This is a genomic window from uncultured Roseobacter sp., from assembly GCF_947495025.1.
In the GTDB taxonomy this organism is placed as follows: domain Bacteria; phylum Pseudomonadota; class Alphaproteobacteria; order Rhodobacterales; family Rhodobacteraceae; genus Roseobacter.
Map to the genome: position 1 here is coordinate 41256 of NZ_CANLXG010000007.1, position 17881 is coordinate 59136.

The 17881-nt window shown below is 61.0% G+C and carries 16 protein-coding genes; 10 read left to right on the forward strand and 6 right to left on the reverse strand.

All coding sequences use genetic code 11. The annotated features are described in order from the left end of the window. The first annotated feature begins 88 nt into the window (after positions 1–88). Positions 89–652: a dTDP-4-dehydrorhamnose 3,5-epimerase gene (gene rfbC, locus Q0792_RS19700; protein WP_298845181.1), complete on the forward strand. Its 564-nt coding sequence runs from the start codon at positions 89–91 to the stop codon at positions 650–652. 12 nt (positions 653–664) lie between these two features. On the opposite strand, the gene Q0792_RS19705 is transcribed toward rfbC, so the two are convergent. Beyond that, positions 665–2785, reverse strand: coding sequence for an HAD-IIIC family phosphatase (locus Q0792_RS19705; RefSeq protein WP_298845139.1), 2121 nt, complete (start codon positions 2783–2785; stop codon positions 665–667). 131 nt (positions 2786–2916) lie between these two features. After that, positions 2917–3519 carry a class I SAM-dependent methyltransferase gene (locus tag Q0792_RS19710; protein ID WP_298845142.1) on the reverse strand — a complete coding sequence of 201 codons (603 nt, stop codon included), beginning with the start codon at positions 3517–3519 and terminating at the stop codon, positions 2917–2919. Positions 3520–3976: 457 nt separating this feature from the next. On the opposite strand from Q0792_RS19710, the gene rfbB reads away from it, so the two are divergent. Genes rfbB through rfbA form a run of 3 tightly spaced genes read left to right on the forward strand, consistent with a single transcriptional unit; the run spans position 3977 to position 6741 of the window. Further along, entirely contained in the window at positions 3977–5017 is a 1041-nt protein-coding gene (gene rfbB / locus Q0792_RS19715; RefSeq protein WP_298845145.1) for a dTDP-glucose 4,6-dehydratase, read from the forward strand. Beyond that, a complete protein-coding gene (rfbD, locus tag Q0792_RS19720; protein WP_298845148.1) occupies positions 5014–5862 on the forward strand; it encodes a dTDP-4-dehydrorhamnose reductase in 849 nt (282 codons plus the stop codon). Before rfbB ends, rfbD begins: the two co-directional genes overlap by 4 nt. A 15-nt stretch (positions 5863–5877) precedes the next feature. After that, positions 5878–6741, forward strand: coding sequence for a glucose-1-phosphate thymidylyltransferase RfbA (rfbA, locus tag Q0792_RS19725; protein ID WP_298845150.1), 864 nt, complete (start codon positions 5878–5880; stop codon positions 6739–6741). A 120-nt stretch (positions 6742–6861) separates the two neighbouring features. Here rfbA and Q0792_RS19730 read toward each other — a convergent pair whose 3' ends face one another. The 4 genes from Q0792_RS19730 to Q0792_RS19745 all read right to left on the reverse strand — a co-directional run bounded on the left by Q0792_RS19730 (position 6862) and on the right by Q0792_RS19745 (position 10802). Further along, positions 6862–7230 (reverse strand): hypothetical protein, encoded by a 369-nt coding sequence (locus tag Q0792_RS19730; RefSeq protein WP_298845153.1) that lies wholly within the window; start codon positions 7228–7230, stop codon positions 6862–6864. A 235-nt stretch (positions 7231–7465) separates the two neighbouring features. Then, the gene (locus tag Q0792_RS19735) at positions 7466–8317 is read right to left on the reverse strand and encodes a CpsD/CapB family tyrosine-protein kinase (protein WP_298845156.1); all 852 of its coding nucleotides are present in this window, start codon (positions 8315–8317) and stop codon (positions 7466–7468) included. A gap of 59 nt (positions 8318–8376) precedes the next feature. Then, positions 8377–9906, reverse strand: coding sequence for a hypothetical protein (locus Q0792_RS19740; RefSeq protein WP_298845159.1), 1530 nt, complete (start codon positions 9904–9906; stop codon positions 8377–8379). After that, complete coding sequence (locus Q0792_RS19745) at positions 9903–10802, reverse strand: AAA family ATPase (protein ID WP_298845164.1); 900 nt, start codon at positions 10800–10802, stop codon at positions 9903–9905. Before Q0792_RS19745 ends, Q0792_RS19740 begins: the two co-directional genes overlap by 4 nt. 515 nt (positions 10803–11317) lie before the next feature. Between Q0792_RS19745 and Q0792_RS19750 the strand changes: the two genes are divergently transcribed. The 6 genes from Q0792_RS19750 to Q0792_RS19775 form a co-directional block, all read left to right on the forward strand. Further along, on the forward strand, positions 11318–12004 hold the full coding sequence (locus Q0792_RS19750; protein ID WP_298845166.1) for a sugar transferase: 687 nt from the start codon (positions 11318–11320) through the stop codon (positions 12002–12004). A gap of 120 nt (positions 12005–12124) precedes the next feature. Further along, positions 12125–14581 (forward strand): tetratricopeptide repeat protein, encoded by a 2457-nt coding sequence (locus tag Q0792_RS19755; RefSeq protein WP_298845168.1) that lies wholly within the window; start codon positions 12125–12127, stop codon positions 14579–14581. A 137-nt stretch (positions 14582–14718) separates the two neighbouring features. Continuing rightward, positions 14719–15339: a polysaccharide biosynthesis/export family protein gene (locus Q0792_RS19760; RefSeq protein ID WP_298845170.1), complete on the forward strand. Its 621-nt coding sequence runs from the start codon at positions 14719–14721 to the stop codon at positions 15337–15339. Between the two features lie 76 nt (positions 15340–15415). After that, positions 15416–16729 carry a hypothetical protein gene (locus Q0792_RS19765; RefSeq protein ID WP_298845173.1) on the forward strand — a complete coding sequence of 438 codons (1314 nt, stop codon included), beginning with the start codon at positions 15416–15418 and terminating at the stop codon, positions 16727–16729. A gap of 54 nt (positions 16730–16783) precedes the next feature. Beyond that, positions 16784–17470 carry a rhomboid family intramembrane serine protease gene (locus Q0792_RS19770; protein WP_298845175.1) on the forward strand — a complete coding sequence of 229 codons (687 nt, stop codon included), beginning with the start codon at positions 16784–16786 and terminating at the stop codon, positions 17468–17470. A 71-nt stretch (positions 17471–17541) separates the two neighbouring features. Beyond that, the coding region (locus Q0792_RS19775) for an acyltransferase (RefSeq protein ID WP_298845178.1) at positions 17542–17881 on the forward strand (340 nt) is incomplete at its 3' end.

Genomic DNA, 17881 nt, shown 5'->3' on the forward strand with positions numbered 1-17881 from the left:
GGCCTGCCTTTGACGGTGACAGGGCCCCGGTGCCTTGATAGGAGATCGGCGCGGGAAACGGTGATCCTGTGGCATGAGGGCAAAGACAGTGCAGATTGAGCAGACAGAGCTGCCGGGCGTCGTGGTGCTGACCCCGAAACGTTTCGGGGATGCGCGGGGCTTTTTCAGCGAAAGCTGGAGCCGGCGCAATCTGGCAGAGGCCGGGCTGGACCATGACTGGGTGCAGGACAATCATTCGCTCTCGATGCAGCCCGGCACCGTACGGGGGCTGCATTTTCAGGCCCCGCCTCATGCCCAGGCCAAGCTGGTACGCTGCGGGCGCGGCGCGTTTTTCGATGTGGTGGTCGATGTCCGGCGCGGCTCGCCCACCTACGGGCAGTGGACGGGGGCCGAGCTGAGCTTTGAGAACGGACGCCAGCTGCTGGTGCCCGAGGGCTTTCTGCATGGTTTTGTGACACGGGTTCCGGAGACCGAGATCATCTATAAATGTTCAGACTACTATGCGCCGGAATGTGACGGTGCCGTGCGGTTTGACAGTGTCGGTATAGACTGGGGGCTTGGCGGTCTCGAACCGGTGCTCTCTGAAAAGGACGCGGCCGCAACAGCCTTCGCGGATTTCGACAGCCCGTTTACCTGGCAGCCGGAGGCCTGATTCCGGACCTGTTCAGCCGGCCGAGACGGACAGCCAGCCCGGATCTTCCGGGGCAGGGTCCCCGGCTTTCCAGACCCACTGTGCATCCTGCTCTGAAAACCCGTTTTCCGCATAGGTGTCGCGGCAGGGAGCATTGACCTGGGTTGGTACGTGGCGCCCGACGAGCTGTGTGGCCCCCAGATCGGTGACGGCTGTCCTGACAGCATTCAGCAGCGCTGTTTCCACACCATAGCCAAAGACCCGGCAGCTCAGCACAAAGACCGGAATATGCAGCGCGTCGCCTTCTTTCGTCGCTACCAGCACTGAAATGATCCCCATGTCTCCGAAATTATCCGACATAGACGCGATATAAACCCGGGCATCGTCAGCAGCCTGCCACCCGCTCATCTGCGGAAAGGTGACCCGCGCGGCGTTCATGTTGAACTGGTTGGTTCTGTTCACCAGCTCGGTGGCGCGTTTGAGATCCTTTTTTGTGGCTTCCCGGATCTGCAGCTTCAGACCGAGTTTGCCAAAGAGGGCCGCCTTGTCTTCTCCGCCGCCCGTGCTCGTGGCCTCAAAGGCCTGGCGTTTGGCCCGGTCGAGATACATCTGCGTGCGGTCCATATCAGGATTGGCATCCAGCATCTGTTCCCACATCGCGAACATCGCCCAGGTGTGGCTGTCCTCGGCGTCCAGCACCTGCATCAGGGGATGGTGTTCTGCAGCCATTGCCCGCTCGTCCGCGCGGTCGTCGATAAAGACAAAATCCTTGCTCCTGAGATTCAGGCTCTGCTCCATATCGCTGAAAGCCGTCACCTTCGGCGCCCAGGAAATATGGCTGTAGACAAAGTCATCCTCTGACAGCACGCCGCCCGTCCAGTGGACATTCGCAGGATCATTCTTGGAGGCGATGGACAGCACCACACCCTTGGCCTTGAGCTTTCTGAGCAGCTCCTGACGATCCCGGAAATGGTCGACGGCACCTTCGCCGATCACCCCGTCCCAGAGTGTGTTGTCGAGATCGCAGACCACCATCTTCTTTTTCAGCAGAAGGGCCGCGGTCTGGATGATCAGCGCATAATCCTCTGCAATGGCCGCGCCCAGCCGGGCGGGATGCTGCAGCGCCTGACGGTAGAGATACCGGCCGAGATCCTTTTCCGGATGCTGCCCGAGGTATTTCAGCTCGTCGATCTTGTGCAGATGCGGGAAGGTTTCCCCGTTCAGACGCGTGATCAGCGCATCAATGCCTTCGTCAATCCTGTGCCGGATCCAGTGGCGCATCCGTTCCGAGACAACCCGTGTCAGCGCCTCGCGCGCGGTGCCGGTATGGCGGGACACTGCAACGGTGTTGTGGATGAAAACCGGGACGGCAAAGGTCTGCGCCAGGGTCTCGGCCACCTGGGTGACCTCCTCCAGCAGGTCAGCCACAACCGCGCGCTGTTTCGCTCTTGGCATGAGCGCATTGCGCAGCCGGTACAGGGTGCCGGAATGCAGCCCGTTCTCGTAGGTAAAGGGGCTGTAGAATACCAGGTCGAAAGGCTTGTCTCCCAGCGCTTTCAGCCTCTCCACTGCCCCGGCCGGGTTCTTGTCGGTCACGAAATGGGGCAGGATGGAAATGTCGTGCCGGCCCAGGGCGTCGGCCAGGAAAGCCACCACGTCAAGGTGCAGGCAGTCGCCTACCAGCAACACCCGAAGTTCCTGCGTGCCCTGGCCGGATACGCGCTGCAGAAGGTCTGCAAAGGCGTCGGAGACCGCAGCGCGCACAGCTTCGGGGGCAGTTGCCAGATGTTCGCCGATCAGCCGCGCGTCGTTTTCGATCAGCTGCCGGATGACGGTATTGCGCTCGGCGACGGTATGCGCAGGATCATAGGCCATCTTTGCGCGCTCGCCCAGATAGAGGGCGCGGTATGTTGCGTCACCCTCGCCGGCCCACCGGATGAGATAATCCACGAGACAATAATGTTCGCGTTCCGCAAACGCCTGTCCGCTGTCGTTCGTCGCGGCGATTTCCTCTGCGAACCTGGGAACCAGAACGGCGGTATCGATCAGGGCCAGGGCCAGGGCATGGCGGTGCGCCAGAAGGGTCTCCCCGATCCCGGCAGATCTGTCTGCGTCGCCAGAAACATCTGACACTGAAGCACTTTTCTCAATCATTACGACACCCCGGAACGGCAGGCCCCCGACGCACTCTATAGAGCTTTAGGTGACAGCAAAACAATACAAACCTGATCCCGGGCAGGTGCGCGTTTCCGGCAGCCGGGGGCTGTCTGCGGCTGCCGGGGTGGCTAGTCGCCCTGCGTGATCAGGCCCAGCCCGAATTTCCTGCCCTGCTTTGCCACGTATTCCCTTGCGGAGGGCTGCTGCACACGGAGTTCTTCCCAGAAACGGGCAACACCTTCTGCGTAGACAATATCGTGAAAGGCAATGATTCCACCCGGCCGCACGAGCCCGGCATACATCTCGTAGTCCTGCTTCACGCCCTCATAGGTGTGATCACCGTCAATCAGCATGAAATCAATCTGCCGCCCCTTCAGCAGGTCTTTCAGGCCCTCCAGGGTTTCGGGCCGGTGCGAGTCCTCGCGCATCAGGTGCATGGTCTGCCCGGGCAGCGCGAAGGCCTCGTAGAGCTCTTTGCGGGCGTCCGGATAGCCGCCGCCAAAAGGACCACCTGGCAGATCGAGACTGATCACGGTTGCCGCTTTGTCCGCCACGCGCGTCAGCATGAACAGTGTTGCACCGCCTGCTGTGCCGATTTCCAGCACGACCCCGGGATTCAGCGTTCTGACTTCCTCAAGGACCGGTAACAGCTCTTCTCTGGACTGAATGCAGTAGAGCACCGACATGTTCGCCCGCGTGGCGTAGCGGTAAATCTCGTCGACACTCTCCATGGGCCCCGCGGACCGGATCCTCTGAACGTAGGTTTTAAAGAAAGCCCTGTGAAACAGGCTCCGGAAATTGTGCAATGATCTGCGCAGTATATTCAACTCGGAACCTTCTTCACTATGAACCCGTATCAGAGCCGGGATAAGGGATGTTTGGCCGTTTTCCAACAGAACATTAGAGGTGCCGGTTACATTTTGTCCACGCTGCCCGCGCATAAATCCGGGCGTGTATTCCCCGCCAGCGCCTATACAAAGACTATTCAGTAAAATATGCCCTTGTGCGAATGGCCTGAAACAGCGATGCGGACGACAGGATGCAGGGTCACATAAGTATACACCACAGGGCCAGAGGCGTGTTGCTCGGGGAAAGGCCTGCACCTGTGAAGACCGGAAGCCGGGGACAGCATCCCCGTTTTGCTGAAGTCCGGTGCGGTGTTACGGGCAGATGGGAGATCCGGGAAGAATGAAATTACTGATCACAGGGGGGGCGGGGTTTATCGGATCGGCCGTCGTGCGGCTTGCGGTGGCGCGTGGCCATGCGGTTGTGAACCTCGATGCGCTGACCTATGCGGCCTGTCCCGAGAATGTGGCCTCTGTGGCCGACAGCCCGCTCTATACTTTTGAGCAGGCCGATATCCGCGACCGCGGCGCGCTCGACCGGATTTTTGCCGCCCATAAACCCGATGCGGTGATGCATCTGGCCGCAGAATCCCACGTGGACCGGTCGATCGACGGCCCCGGCGATTTCATCGAGACCAATATCACCGGGACCTATCAGCTGCTGGAGGCTGCCCGCAGTTACTGGACAGCGCAGGGCAGGCCGGAAAGCTTCCGCTTTCATCATATCTCGACCGATGAGGTGTTCGGTTCGCTGGGTGAGACCGGACAGTTCACTGAAGAGACCCCCTATGATCCGCGCTCGCCCTATTCGGCGTCCAAGGCCGCAAGCGATCATCTGGTGCGCGCCTGGGCGGAAACCTATGGGCTGCCGGTGGTGCTGACCAACTGCTCGAACAATTACGGCCCCTATCATTTCCCTGAAAAGCTGATCCCGGTGGTCATTCTGAATGCGCTGGCCGGCAAAGACATCCCCGTCTACGGCGCAGGCGAGAACGTGCGCGACTGGCTCTATGTCGAGGACCACGCGGATGCGTTGCTGACGGTACTGGAAAAAGGGCAGGTGGGGCGCAGCTATAATATCGGTGGCGAGAACGAGGCGAAAAACATCGATATCGTGCGCATGATCTGCCGTATTCTTGAAGAGAAACGCCCTAAAAACAGTCCCTACGAGGACCAGATCACCTTTGTGACGGACCGCCCGGGCCATGACATGCGCTATGCGATTGACCCGTCGCGCATTGCCGGAGAGCTGGGCTGGCGGCCCTCGGTCACGCTGGAGGAGGGGCTGGAAAAAACCGTCCAGTGGTATCTCGATAATGAGGACTGGTGGCGTGCCCTGCAGAACCGCCAGGGCGTGGGCGACCGCCTGGGTGTGAAGGCGTGAAAGTTCTGGTTTTTGGCAAAACCGGGCAGGTGGCCACGGAACTGGCGCGTTTTGACGGGGTAACCTGTCTGGGACGCGATCAGGCGGATCTGACAGACCCCGGCGCCTGCGAGGCGGTGATTGCAGACACGGATGCGGATGCTGTGATCAATGCCGCCGCCTATACGGCCGTGGACAGGGCCGAGGACGACCGCGACACTGCAATGATTGTGAACGCCATGGCCCCCACAGCGATGGCCGCCGCCGCTGCTGCGCGGGGGCTGCCCTTTGTGCATATCTCGACCGACTATGTCTTTGACGGCTCCGGTGACCGCCCCTGGCAGCCCGGGGATGCGACCGGTCCGCTGGGTGTCTATGGCGCCAGTAAACTGGGCGGCGAGCGTGGGGTGGCCGGGGCCGGGGGCATCCATGCGATCCTGCGCACCTCCTGGGTCTTTTCGGCCCATGGCGCGAATTTTGTGAAAACCATGCTGCGGCTGGGGGCAGAGCGCGATGCCCTGAGCATCGTCGCTGACCAGATCGGCGGGCCGACGCCTGCGCGCGATATTGCTGCGGCCGCGATGCAGATGGCCGGGGCGCTGCGGGGCGATAAGGAACTCTTTGGGACCTATCATTTCGCAGGGGCACCCGCGGTCAGCTGGGCAGATTTCGCGCGGGAGATTTTTGCCCTGGCAGGTCTTGATGTCGTGGTCACGGATATCCCGACCGCGGACTATCCCACACCCGCGGCGCGTCCGCTCAATTCCCGGCTGGACTGCTCTGCGACGACCCGGGCCTTTGGCCTTGCCGCCCCTGACTGGCGGGCAGGTCTGGCAGATGTGATTTCCGAGCTGAACAGAGCCTGATAAAGGAGTTTTTCGATGCAACGCAAAGGGATCATCCTGGCCGGCGGGTCCGGCACACGGCTCTATCCGATCACGCTGGGGGTCTCCAAACAGCTGCTGCCGATCTATGACAAGCCGATGATCTATTACCCGCTGTCAGTGCTGATGCTGGCAGGGATCCGCGAGATTGCGATGATCACCACGCCTGAGGACCAGCACCAGTTTCAGCGCATGCTGGGGGACGGATCGCAGTGGGGTGTCAGCCTGACGTATATCGAACAGCCCTCGCCTGACGGGCTGGCCCAGGCATTTATTCTGGCCGAGGACTTTCTGGCGGGCGCACCCTCGGCACTGGTGCTGGGGGACAATATCTTTTTCGGTCAGGGTCTGCCCGATCTCATGGCCGAGGCCGATGCGCGCGGCACCGGCGCCACGGTGTTCGGCTATCAGGTGGCCGACCCCGAACGCTATGGTGTGGTGGATTTCGAGGACGACGGCACCGTGCGCGGGATCATCGAAAAACCGCAGGTGCCGCCCTCCAACCACGCGGTCACGGGGCTTTATTTTGTCGATGGCACAGCCCCGGCAAAGGCGCGCACCGTGAAGCCATCAGCCCGCGGCGAGGTAGAGATTACCACGCTGCTGGAGATGTATCTGGCCGAGGGCAGCCTGAAGGTACAGCGTATGGGGCGGGGCTATGCCTGGCTTGATACCGGCACGCACGGCAGTCTGCTGGATGCGGGCAACTTTGTGCGCACCATCGAAAAGCGCCAGGGCCAGCAGATCGGCAGCCCCGAGGAGATTGCGTTCGAGCTGGGCTGGATCAGCCGTGATGATTTGCAGCGTGAGGCGAAAAAATACGCCAAGAACGACTATGGTGCCTATCTCAGCAGGCTCTGAACGGGTTTCAGTGTCAGCGCCCCGGGCAGCGCGGTCTGTGCCGGGCCGGAGCTGCCACCGGGGAAACAGGCGTTCTGTCAGTGGGGTGACAGAACGCTTACATGTCAGACGGCGGCTGGCTTATTCAGCCGGGACCGTCGCATCATCGGATCTGTGCAGTGCAACGACTGCGATGACAGTTGCGCCGAGAACCCAGTAGTACGCAGCATCAAGGCCCGCAAATCCAAACAGGAAGGGCGCTGCAACGAATGCCGCGCCGACCATACCATCAACCGCGAGGTGCAGCCTGTAGGGCAGCACGCGGAACAAACCGGTTTCATGGTCTGTCAGCAGGGTGAGGATCAGCGCCGCGATGCCCGTAATGACGGACAGAGTGAAAGCCAGCGGGTGCGTCGTCCCCAGGCCAAGCACGAATGGCATCACAATGAGACCGGCGGCAACCGGGTAGTCGATATAGGCATGCAGTTTCTGTGTCATGAATCCGGGCATTGGAGTTCCTTTGAAATGATGGGTGAGCCGGGGGTGTTCAGCTGCGGTGTGTATCTTTGATATAGACTTAGGAACTGATTGGTACAAAACACAACAGCGTGATTTGGTACCCTTCAGTTCCTAATTATCGGTGATGTGAACAGGTATTCTCAGCCCCGGAGCGGTTACACCGGGAGTAGATCTGTAATCTATGTTATGTTAATTTACGCCTGTGACGTGGCGGTACCGGCACATGTCACTCGCTGTAGGAATAGCCGCCGTATCCGCCGTAGGACATATCGTCATCACCGCCAACGTTGCTGCCGTTGAGCACCACACCCAGGACATTGGTGTGTTCGGCGATCTCGTGTTCGGCGGCATCAAACTGGCCATAGCGGGTCTGGTTGGCCCGGGCCACGATCAGGGCGCAGTCAACATTGTTGAGGAAGGCGCGTGTGTCGTCACTGACGAGCACCGGTGGCAGGTCAAAGATCATCAGGTCCGGATTGTATGTGTCCTGGATTTCGTCCAGCCGGGCCTGGGTTTCATCACCCAGCAGGATGGTCGTCGGGTCGCTCGCGGCCTGATTGGTCAGCGACAGGATCACATTGGAGCCGACGCGCATGGCCTGCTCACTGAACGGGACATCACCGAGCAGCACATCGCTGAGGTTGTGGGGGTTGTTCAGACCCAGCGTTTTGCTCGCATGGGGCCGCCGCAGGTCGAGATCAAAGAGCATCGCGCGCAGGTCTTTCTGGCGGCCAAGTCCAAGCGCCAGGTTGCAGGCGATGGTGGTCTTGCCGCTGCCCGGTGTGGCAGAGGTGATCGCCAGCCGGGTCCAGTTGTTCTGGCGCATCTGCAGCAGGATCTTGGTGCGCAGGATGTCAAAGGGCGTTGCGGCTTTGCCGGCCCTGAGCGTCACGACACGGTTTTTCTCCAGTGTTGCATCCGACGGCTGGCAGACCGGGATACTCTCCCACAGGCTGTCCAGCGTGGCGCTGCCCGGTGCTGCCCGGCGCGCCGGTGTCTGCCGGGCCGGCGCTTTTTCAGGCCCGGTCCCCTGCCGTTTCTGGCGGGCTTTTTCGATGGCTGTCTGCAGTTTTTCCATGTCTCAGTCCCGGGCTGACGCGTGCATGCGTAAAAGATCGTACAGGCAAGAAGTTACTATCATGAAAAGCCGAGCTTTCCGGCGATCTTGGAAGCCAGAAGCTCCAGTGGCATGTACTGGCTGTCAATGACCCACAGGGCCAGTGGCACACCGACCAGCACCGCAACAAAGGCGGTGATCAGCGCGCCGCGCCGGACCCAGCGGTGGGTCTGTGATTCCATGAACGGGATGGTTGCCAGCGGGGTTACCCCGAACCGGCTGATGATTTCCGAGGGCCGCCGGATGGACCGGTTGAGCAGTTCCAGCAGCACAAAGAAGCCCACGGCCAGACCCGCGCCGGCGGCAACCCCGGCGGCGATGAGTTTTGTCCGGTTCGGCCCCGATGGCCGGTTGGGTACATTGGCGCCTTCCAGCACCGAGACCCGCTGACCCTTGGAGGTGACCTCGATCCGTTCGCCCATCTGTGCTTCGCTCAGATTGCGCACGGCGGCGTTGTACAGGGCCTGGGTGTTGGCATAGTCGCGGTTCAGCGCGCCCAGGGCGATGCTGTTGGAGGGAGTTGCCTCGATGCTGGCGCGCAGTTCCTCAAGCTCGCCGGATGTTTCGGTGACCGAACGGGTCAGATCCGCCATGCGGGTATCCAGTTCGGCCAGGCTCACATCCAGTACCGAAGCCTGCTGGGTCCCGTCGCCGCTGCTGCTCAGCTGCGCCGAAACGGTGGTTTCCAGCTGGTTCATCCGGTTCCGCAGCAGCCGCACCCGCGGGTGGGTGTCGGAATAGACCGCCAGGGCCTGGTCCAGCTCGCGGCGCAGACGCTCAAGCTGCTGGGCTTCGGGTGTGAGCGCAGCGGCCCCCGAGCCAAGCCGGCCGGTATTTTCGAAAAGCGTGATGATCTGCTGGCGCTGTTCGCCCAGCGAGGCGCGTTCACGCTCCAGCCGCGACAGCCGCTCCTGCAGCAGTGACTGCCGGTTCTGGCGATAGGCCAGATCATCGGGCAGCGCGTTCTTGTGCTGGTTCTTGAAGCTGACAATCCGGGCGCTCTGGGTGTCGAGTTCAACCCCCAGACGCTCCACCTCCTGTTCAAAGAAATCCAGCGTGCCTTCGGCGCGGTCCAGCCGGAACCGGGCGCTGGCATCGAGAATCAGCGTGACATATTCATTCACCACGGCCGCCGCGACGCGCGGATTTTCATTTTCAAATGAAATGGTCATGATCAGAGCCTGTTCCCGTCCGCCGGAACGGCGGATCTTTGTGGTCGCCCGCATCCGGTCGACGACATCATCCGGCTCCATCTGCCGGATGTTCGGGAAGACGCTGAATTCATTGGCGATATCGATCAGGTTCGCACGGGTCAGCAGCTGTTGCTGGATGACGGAAAGCTGTTCGTTTGCGCCGGTCCGGATTGTGGAGGCGGCCATGGAATCGGGGATCTGCGGCCGTTCCACCAGCAGTCTGGCGGAGGTCGAGTAGACATCGGGCAGCCGGACAGCCACCGCCGCACCGATACCGGCACAGATCAGAAACAGGGCTGTCATGACCGGCAGCCGGCGGATCAGGAGTCGGAGATAGAATTTGATGTCCAGGTTCATTCTGCTGCCTTACCAGGGTAGGGATTGTTACCAACAAGATAGTCACGGTCGAGAAACAGCGGCGGATCCTTGACCGGGTTGAAAAAGACGCCGTCCCGGATCAGTTCGTTGATCAGGGGGCTGCCGACACGGTCCCGTTCGGCACCGGCAGCATAGACCAGCGCCAGATCGCACAGTTTGTTCACCAGACGCGGCACGCCGCCTGTTTCGGCATAGATACGGCTGAGAGCAGGCCGGGTAAACTCCTCGCCGCTCCCGCCGGCGTGAACAAGCCGGTGCGTGATGTAGCGGATCGTCGTGGCCCGGTCCATCGGGTCCAGATGATAGGCCGCCGCCACCCGCTGGGCGAACTGGCGCAGTTCCGGGCGCTCGATCATATGGCGCAGCTCGGGCTGGCCTACCAGGATCAGCTGCATCAGCTCATCCTTGTTGGAATTGATGTTGGTCAGCAGCCGCAGCTCCTCGAGCGCCTCGATGCTGAGGTTCTGCGCCTCGTCGATGACCAGCACCACGTGGCGGCCTTCGGCATATTCGTTGATGGCGAAATCCTGGAGTGTCTGGTGCAGCTCGACGTAATCGGCATGAGGGTCATGCGAGATGTTCAGCGCATTGAGCACCCAGCGCAGCAGATCGCCACGCCCGCCCTGGGCATTGGAGATCAGCCCGATCACGGTGTCCTCGTCCAGCGATCCGAGCAGCTTCTGGATCAGGGTCGTTTTCCCCGCGCCGACGGCCCCGGTGATCACCGTCAGCGGTGAGCGGGTCAGCACGCCATACTCCAGCACCGAATAGGCCCGCCGGTGGGCAGGAGACCAGAACAGAAAATCCGGGTCCGGCAACAGCGTGAAGGGGCGCTCCCGCATGCCGTAGTAGGTGGTATAAAGATCCATACTCATACAGTGTTCAGTTTTTTCCCGTATCGGGGGCTGTCCGGGCGTATCTGCCGTCCGGGGTATATATAAGGGCGCAGAGCCTGTTGTGCACGTCAACTATGGCCGCGATTGGGCATGACTGTTACCTCCGGGCGACAGGCGCTGCAAAAACAGCACTCTGCACGGTTCGATTCGCAGATGCATCGTGAATGCGATGGTTTTGTTGTCAGATTAAGGACAAACCATGAAAAAGAGAGGTTTTTGTTGATGTACTCCCGGACAAACACAATCCACAGTTGAATCTGTGCGCGCATACGGATGACAGCCAGAGGTCCTGTTGTTGCGAAAACGCTGCATTTTCGGGCGTTTACCGGGGCAAACAGGAAAAAACCGCTTTTACCTCCCCAGATTCAGTTACCCAATTCGTGCAAAATTATATATAAGTTTAGTCAATGTCGTAACGTATGCTGCTGCTTTATTTTCTGCGGGACGACTCAGTGACCTGTTAAAGATTGCCTGCTCGGATTGGATATTCATTCATGACATTGCATTTAACGAACCTTTCCGGGGACGCGGAACTTGACGGGCAGATTGTCCGTCCTGCGCTGCCCGACGAAGGCTCGGTTTACCGCAACGGTATCAAACGCATCCTCGACACGCTTGTTATACTCGCCGCAGCGCCTGTTGTGCTGCCGCTGGTGCTGGTGATCGCGATGCTGGTGGCCCTCGATGGCCGCAACCCCTTTTACGCCCAGCAACGCATCGGCCGTGACGGACGCGTGTTCCGCATGTGGAAGCTGCGCACCATGGTGCCGGACGCGCATCAGATGCTGGAAGAGTATCTGAAGACCAACGCCGAGGCGCGTATCGAGTGGAACACCACCCAGAAGCTCAAGAAAGATCCGCGCATCACCCGGATCGGGGCGCTGCTGCGCAAGACCTCCGTCGACGAGCTGCCACAGCTGTGGAATGTGCTCTGGGGAGATATGTCGCTTGTCGGACCACGCCCGATGATGGTCGAGCAGCGTGACCTCTATGACGGCCACGGCTATTTCCGGTGCCGCCCGGGCATCACCGGCCTGTGGCAGGTCTCTGACCGCAATGACTGCCGGTTCTGCGACCGGGTGCATTATGACGACAGATATGCAGCCACGGTCAGCTTTACGGGCGACCTGCGTATCATGCTCCGCACCGTTGGCGTAATGCTGCGTGGCACCGGGTACTGATCCGGCCGCCGCGCGCCTGTCACGCCTTGAAACGGTCGTATTCTTTTGATCCCCTGTATACCTGTTGTATGATACGGGAACATTCTGTCCGGATGTTCCTGTGATCAGGTGCGCTTTACTATGAGGTTTACTGTGCCCCCTTTCCTGCCCCGTCGTCCCTTTGTGGCCCTTGCTTTTATTGCGGCTCTCGCGGCCTGCGACTCCCCCGAGGAGCGTGCTGAGGAATATTATGAAAACGCGCTCAGCCTGCTGGAAGACGGGGATACCGACCGGGCACTGATCGAGCTGCGCAACGTTTTCGAACTGGTGCCGGGACATCGTGAGGCGCGCACGACCTATGCCCGTGCGGTCATGAAGGAAGGCCGGACCAATGAGGCCTACCGCCAGTACCTGCGCCTTGTGGAGCAGTACCCTGATGATATCGAAGGCCGCCGGGTTCTGACAGAGATCGCCTTTCTGCGGGCGGACTGGCAGGAAGTGGACCGCCACGGGGATGTGGTCATTGAAAAGGCCATGGATGACCCGCGGGTACGCGCCATTGATATCGGCCGGCGCTACCGCGATGCGGTGCTGAATGAGGATCCGGCAGCCCGCAGGGCTGTTGTGGTCGAGGCCCAGACGCTGCTGGACACGCTGCCGGACAGTCAGATCCTGCGCCGTGTGCTGATTGACGGTTACCGGCTGGACAGCGAATACAGCAAAGTGCTGGAGCTGATCGACTCGCTGATCGCAGAAGACCCCGATGAGCAGGATCTCTATAACCAGCGCCTCGCCATTCTGGCCAGCATGGCGGATGAGGCTGCCATCGAGAAACAGCTGCTGGAAATGGTCGGGCGCTTCCCGCAGGACGACAACATCAAATCGACGCTGATCCGTTTCTATGTTGCCCGCGGCGAACAGGACAAGGCCGAGACCTTCCTGCGTGACATCTCTGATCCGGCGGATGAGGAGAACAACCATTTCCTGTCGCTGGTACAGTTTGTGGCCCAGACCCGCGGGACGGATGCGGCCCGCGAGGAACTGCAGCGCGGGATCGAGGTGAACCCGACCTCGGTGATCTATCCGATGGTACTGGCCGGATACGACTTTGCCGAAGGTGCGCGCGATGAGGCCATTGCGTCCATGCGCGCTCTGATTGACGGGGCCGCTGAGCCCACCGACCAGATCCGCCAGGCCAGGATTGCCCTGTCACGGATGCTGATCACCACCGGTAATGAGGTCGGTGCGCGGCGGCTGGTCGAGGAAGTCCTCGAAGAGGATGCAACAAACGTGGCTGCCCTGAAGATGCAGGCCGCCTGGCTGATTGATGCAGACGACACTGACGGGGCGATCACCAGCCTGCGGGCGGCTCTCGACCAGGAGCCGGAGGACGCCCAGGCGATGACGCTGATGGCCCAGGCCTATACGCGTGCGGGCAGTCATGAGCTGGCACGTGACTTCCTGGCGCTGGCGGTGGATGCCTCGGGCAACGCGCCGGCAGAATCCATCCGCTATGCCTCGCAGCTTATCGAGCAGGAGCGTTACCTGCCCGCAGAGGATATTCTGATCCCTGCCCTGCGTCTGGATCCGGGCAACATCGACCTGCTCTCGCTGCTGGGCCAGCTCTATCTGCGGATGGAGGACGAGCCGCGTGCGACCCAGATTGTGGACACGCTGCGCCGTCTCGATACGGAACGGTCCCGGGCAGAAGCCAACGAGATTGAGGTCAATCTGCTGAACCAGCAGGACGGTATTGAAGCGGCCTCGAGCTTCCTTGAGAATCTGGCCCAGGGCGAGGGCGCTTCGGTGGCCTCACAGCTGGCAGTACTGCAGGCCCGTCTGGCCAGTGGTGATGCGGATTCCGCCCGAAGCTACATAGACGACCTTGTGTCAGAGACCCCGGATAACCCGGTCCTGCGCTATGCGGCGGCCTCGACCCGTGCTGCGACAGGGGATCTTGATGGCGCGATCACCGGCTATCGCGATCTGCTGGCCGAGAATGCAGCCCGCCCGGCTGTCTGGCTGGAACTGGCGCGTGTGCTGCGGGCTGCCGGGCAGACTGATGCTGCGGCGGCGGTCATTGACGAGGGTCTGGAGGCCCAGCCCGATGCGCCGCGTCTGCTCTGGGCAAAAGCGACCCTGCTGGAGCGTGAAAACGATATTGATGGTGCGATCACCATCTACGAGGGCCTTTACGAGCGGCTGTCGAATTCCTCGGTCGTTGCCAACAACCTGGCGAGCCTGCTGGCCACATACCGGGCTGATGACGAAAGCCTCGACCGGGCCTGGCGCGTCGCCCGCCGTCTGCGCGATTCTGATCTGCCGCCCTTCCAGGACACCTATGGCTGGATTGCCTTCCGCAGAGGAGATGCCGAGGAGGCGCTGCGCTACATGGAGCCTGCGGCCCGGGGTCTGCCGCGCGATCCGATCGTTCAGTACCATCTGGCCCGCGTCTATGAGGAACTGGGCCAGGCAGAGCAGGCAATCAGCCAGTATCAGCGTGCGATCGAGCTTGCCGGTCCGGGCGATACACGTGCCCAGATCACCGATGCCCAGAAACGCATTCAGGCCCTCAGAGCAGCGCCTGCAGAGCAGTAAATTACCGGAAATATGCCGGTCCGCATCCGTTGCACCGGCACAACATTCCGGCTGTTTAGTGTCTCAGAGCGCCTTTCTGCTTTCGCTGAGCGCTCTGAACGCCCACAATGACGCAAGCATAAGCATGAAGGTACAGCATGATGCATATTTTTCGGGTTTTCAGCCTGCTCATCGCGGCGCTGGTCTTTACGGCCCCTGTCAGCGCGCAGGACAATTATCGTATCAAACCGGGAGACACTCTGAGCATCGAGGTTCTGGAGGATCCGCAGCTTAACCGCCAGGTGCTGGTGCTGCCGGACGGCCGGTTCAGCTTTCCCTATGCGGGCACGGTTCTTGCCGGCGGCCGCACGCTCAGCCAGGTGGAACGCGCAGTGACCACGGGTATCTCTTCCAACTTTGCAATCCCGCCAAACGTCTTTGTGGCGGTCCAGCGCCGGGCGCCGGAGCCGGAGGGGATTGCCCCCGGTGGTACGCTGCTGGAGCCGATTGTGATCTATTTTATCGGTGAGGTCAGCAGCCCCGGACAGCGCACGGTTGCCCAGGGCACCACACTGCTGCAGGCTCTGGCACAATCGGGTGGCTTCACACGGTTTGCCGCGCAGAAAAGAATTCAGCTGCGGCGGACTGACCCGGCCACCGGTGCGCAGAGTCTCTATCGTATCAATTATAAAGCACTGGCCGACGGTGCAGAGGCACAGAACATCCGCCTGCAGGACGGCGATGTGATCCTTGCACCGGAACGGCGCCTCTTCGAGTAGAAAAACATAAGGGCGGGGGCCTGGCAGGTTGAAAAATCGGGCACTGATGACGGCGCTGCTGTGTAGCTGCGCCGCTATGGCAGGGGCACAGCAGACGGGTGGTCTTGAGGCCACCCTTGATGTTTCCCAGTCCGTGGACTGGAATGACAACCCGGATCTGGAAGCCGGTGACGCCGACGGTGAACTTACGGCCCGTACGGGTCTGACCTTCGGGCTGTCGAGTGTCACCGAACGGGAACGGCTGCTTCTGAGGATCGGGGCGGATCTGGAATTCGGCGACCGTGATCCGCTGGATGAAAACACCGGCATCACAGATCCTGAGCTGCGCCTGCTGTATGACCGCACCGCCCGAAACGCCGCCTTCAACTTCGGACTGACCTATCGCGAGAGCGAGGTATCTGATTCCATTATCCAGGACCTGCTGACCAATCAGGATCTGATCATTGACAACGGGACACGCCGGGACACGCAGCTGACCTTCGGGCTTGATCTGGGCACGGAGGCGCCAGTGGGGCTGAGCCTGTCCGGCTTTGTGCGTGACAGGTCATTCTCCGACACCACGAACCCGGACCTCTTTGGTGTGGACGACCGGGGCCTTGAGGCCACGGCCCGCTTTCGGATTGATCCGCGTATCACGGCGACCCTGGGCGTGAACTGGCGCGATTTTGATGCCGATGGCGAAGAGACAGACCGGCTCACCACCGGATTTGCCGCCGGGCTGCAGCTGGCCGTGACCCAGCGTCTCAACCTTGGTCTGTCGCTGGGCCGCGACCGGGTAGAGATCGACGAATTCGTCGGGGGCGTACCGGTCAGCCGTGTCGAGAACGGCACATCTGTGGGGATCACGGCCGATCTTGATATGCCCAACGGCAGTGCCCGGGCCGATCTGCAGTCGAACATCGAGGAAAACGGCCGCCGGACCACCTTTCGGCTCGGGCGTGCGATTGCTCTCAGGGGAGGCGATCTGAGTTTCTCTGCCGGTCTGGTGGATTCCGAAGACCTGGATATGGCGCCGCTCTTCGGGGTGTCCTATTCGCACGAGCTGCAGCGTGGTTCGCTGTCGGTGTCCCTGCGCCAGGATCCCGGCACCAGCACAGACAGTGAGGAAGTCGTCAACACCCGCTTCTCGGTGAACTACTCGGAGAGGATCAACAGCATCTCCAGCTGGAACGCCGGGCTGAGCCTGCGGGACGTGAGCTTTCTCAATGATGCACTTTCCGAGGACAGCCGCCGCATTGATCTCAACGCCTCCTACCGGCGCGACCTGACCCGCGACTGGGATCTGGTCAGCGGCGTACGCTATTCCCGTGTGGTCTCTGATGATGAGGCGGACCGCTCCTCAAATTCTGTTTTTCTGAGCATTGAAAGACGGTTCTCTTTCCGGCCATAACCGCCGGAGAGGACATCATGCACATAAAGCCCCCCCCGATCCCGGCCGGCAGCCATGTCTGAGCCGGTGCCAGACAGCGGCCCGCGCTTCCGGCCTGAGGGCGCGGAGTGGCTGCCGGCTGTTCTGATTGTGCTTTGTGTGATTGCCGAGGGTGTTCTGCTGCTGGGGGATACCGGCCTTGTAGCCGCAACGCGTCTGCGTACGACGATCTATGAGTACGGCGGGTTCTGGCCGGGGCTGCTGCGTGGCTGGGAGCCGAACTACCCCTGGCAGCCCTGGACGATGTTTGTCACCTACGGTTTTCTGCACGGCGGCCTGGTGCATATGGTGGTCAATATGATCACCCTGTGGTCGCTGGGTGGTGCGGTGACTGCCCGGGTCGGCGGGCGCGGTTTTCTGGCAATCTATCTGGCCGCTCTGCTTGGGGGGGCCGGATTTTACGGGCTGCTGTCTTCGTCACTGCAGCCGATGGTGGGAGCTTCGGGCGCGCTCTTTGGTCTGGCAGGCGGTCTGCTGGCCTGGGCCTATATCGACCGTTTCTCCCAGCGGATGGGGCTGTGGCCTGTCGCACGGATGGTCGGTGTGCTGATCGCGCTGAATGTGGTGATGTGGTGGGCGCTGGACGGCCAGCTGGCCTGGGAGACACATCTTGGCGGGTTCGTCGCCGGCTGGATCATGGCCTCTCTCATCGATCCGCGGCCCATGCCACCGGACCCTGAAGGTTCAGACCCTGGTGAGTGATATGAAAACACCTTTTGCCCGGATGCAGTACAAAATGGCATATGGCGGACCTGTGTGGGTGAGGAGCGTCAATGCAGTACCGTCCTGAGATAGATGGCCTTCGCACGATCGCGGTTCTGCCGGTCGTGCTGTTCCACGCGGATTTTGCACTGTTTGCAGGGGGCTTCGTTGGCGTTGACGTCTTCTTTGTGATCTCCGGCTACCTGATCACGACCATTCTGATCGCCGATATTTCTGCCGGCCGCTACAGCCTGCTGCAGTTTTACGAACGCCGGGCCAGACGAATTCTGCCGGCGCTGTTTCTGGTCACGCTGTGTATTATTCCCTTTGCGCTGGCCTGGCTGTCACCGCGTGATCTGAAAGATTTTGCGCAGAGCCTTCTGGGTGTGGTGACCTTTTCATCCAATATTC

Excerpts from the sequence above, each read along its gene's own strand:
- Q0792_RS19705 (WP_298845139.1), bottom strand. The coding sequence starts at position 2,785 with ATGATTGAGAAAAGTGCTTCAGTGTCAGATGTTTCTGGCGACGCAGAC.
- Q0792_RS19710 (WP_298845142.1), bottom strand. The coding sequence starts at position 3,519 with ATGGAGAGTGTCGACGAGATTTACCGCTACGCCACGCGGGCGAACATG.
- rfbB (WP_298845145.1), top strand. The coding sequence starts at position 3,977 with ATGAAATTACTGATCACAGGGGGGGCGGGGTTTATCGGATCGGCCGTC.
- rfbA (WP_298845150.1), top strand. The coding sequence starts at position 5,878 with ATGCAACGCAAAGGGATCATCCTGGCCGGCGGGTCCGGCACACGGCTC.
- Q0792_RS19730 (WP_298845153.1), bottom strand. The coding sequence starts at position 7,230 with ATGCCCGGATTCATGACACAGAAACTGCATGCCTATATCGACTACCCG.
- Q0792_RS19735 (WP_298845156.1), bottom strand. The coding sequence starts at position 8,317 with ATGGAAAAACTGCAGACAGCCATCGAAAAAGCCCGCCAGAAACGGCAG.
- Q0792_RS19740 (WP_298845159.1), bottom strand. The coding sequence starts at position 9,906 with ATGAACCTGGACATCAAATTCTATCTCCGACTCCTGATCCGCCGGCTG.
- Q0792_RS19745 (WP_298845164.1), bottom strand. The coding sequence starts at position 10,802 with ATGAGTATGGATCTTTATACCACCTACTACGGCATGCGGGAGCGCCCC.
- Q0792_RS19750 (WP_298845166.1), top strand. The coding sequence starts at position 11,318 with ATGACATTGCATTTAACGAACCTTTCCGGGGACGCGGAACTTGACGGG.
- Q0792_RS19755 (WP_298845168.1), top strand. The coding sequence starts at position 12,125 with ATGAGGTTTACTGTGCCCCCTTTCCTGCCCCGTCGTCCCTTTGTGGCC.
- Q0792_RS19760 (WP_298845170.1), top strand. The coding sequence starts at position 14,719 with ATGATGCATATTTTTCGGGTTTTCAGCCTGCTCATCGCGGCGCTGGTC.
- Q0792_RS19765 (WP_298845173.1), top strand. The coding sequence starts at position 15,416 with ATGGCAGGGGCACAGCAGACGGGTGGTCTTGAGGCCACCCTTGATGTT.
- Q0792_RS19770 (WP_298845175.1), top strand. The coding sequence starts at position 16,784 with ATGTCTGAGCCGGTGCCAGACAGCGGCCCGCGCTTCCGGCCTGAGGGC.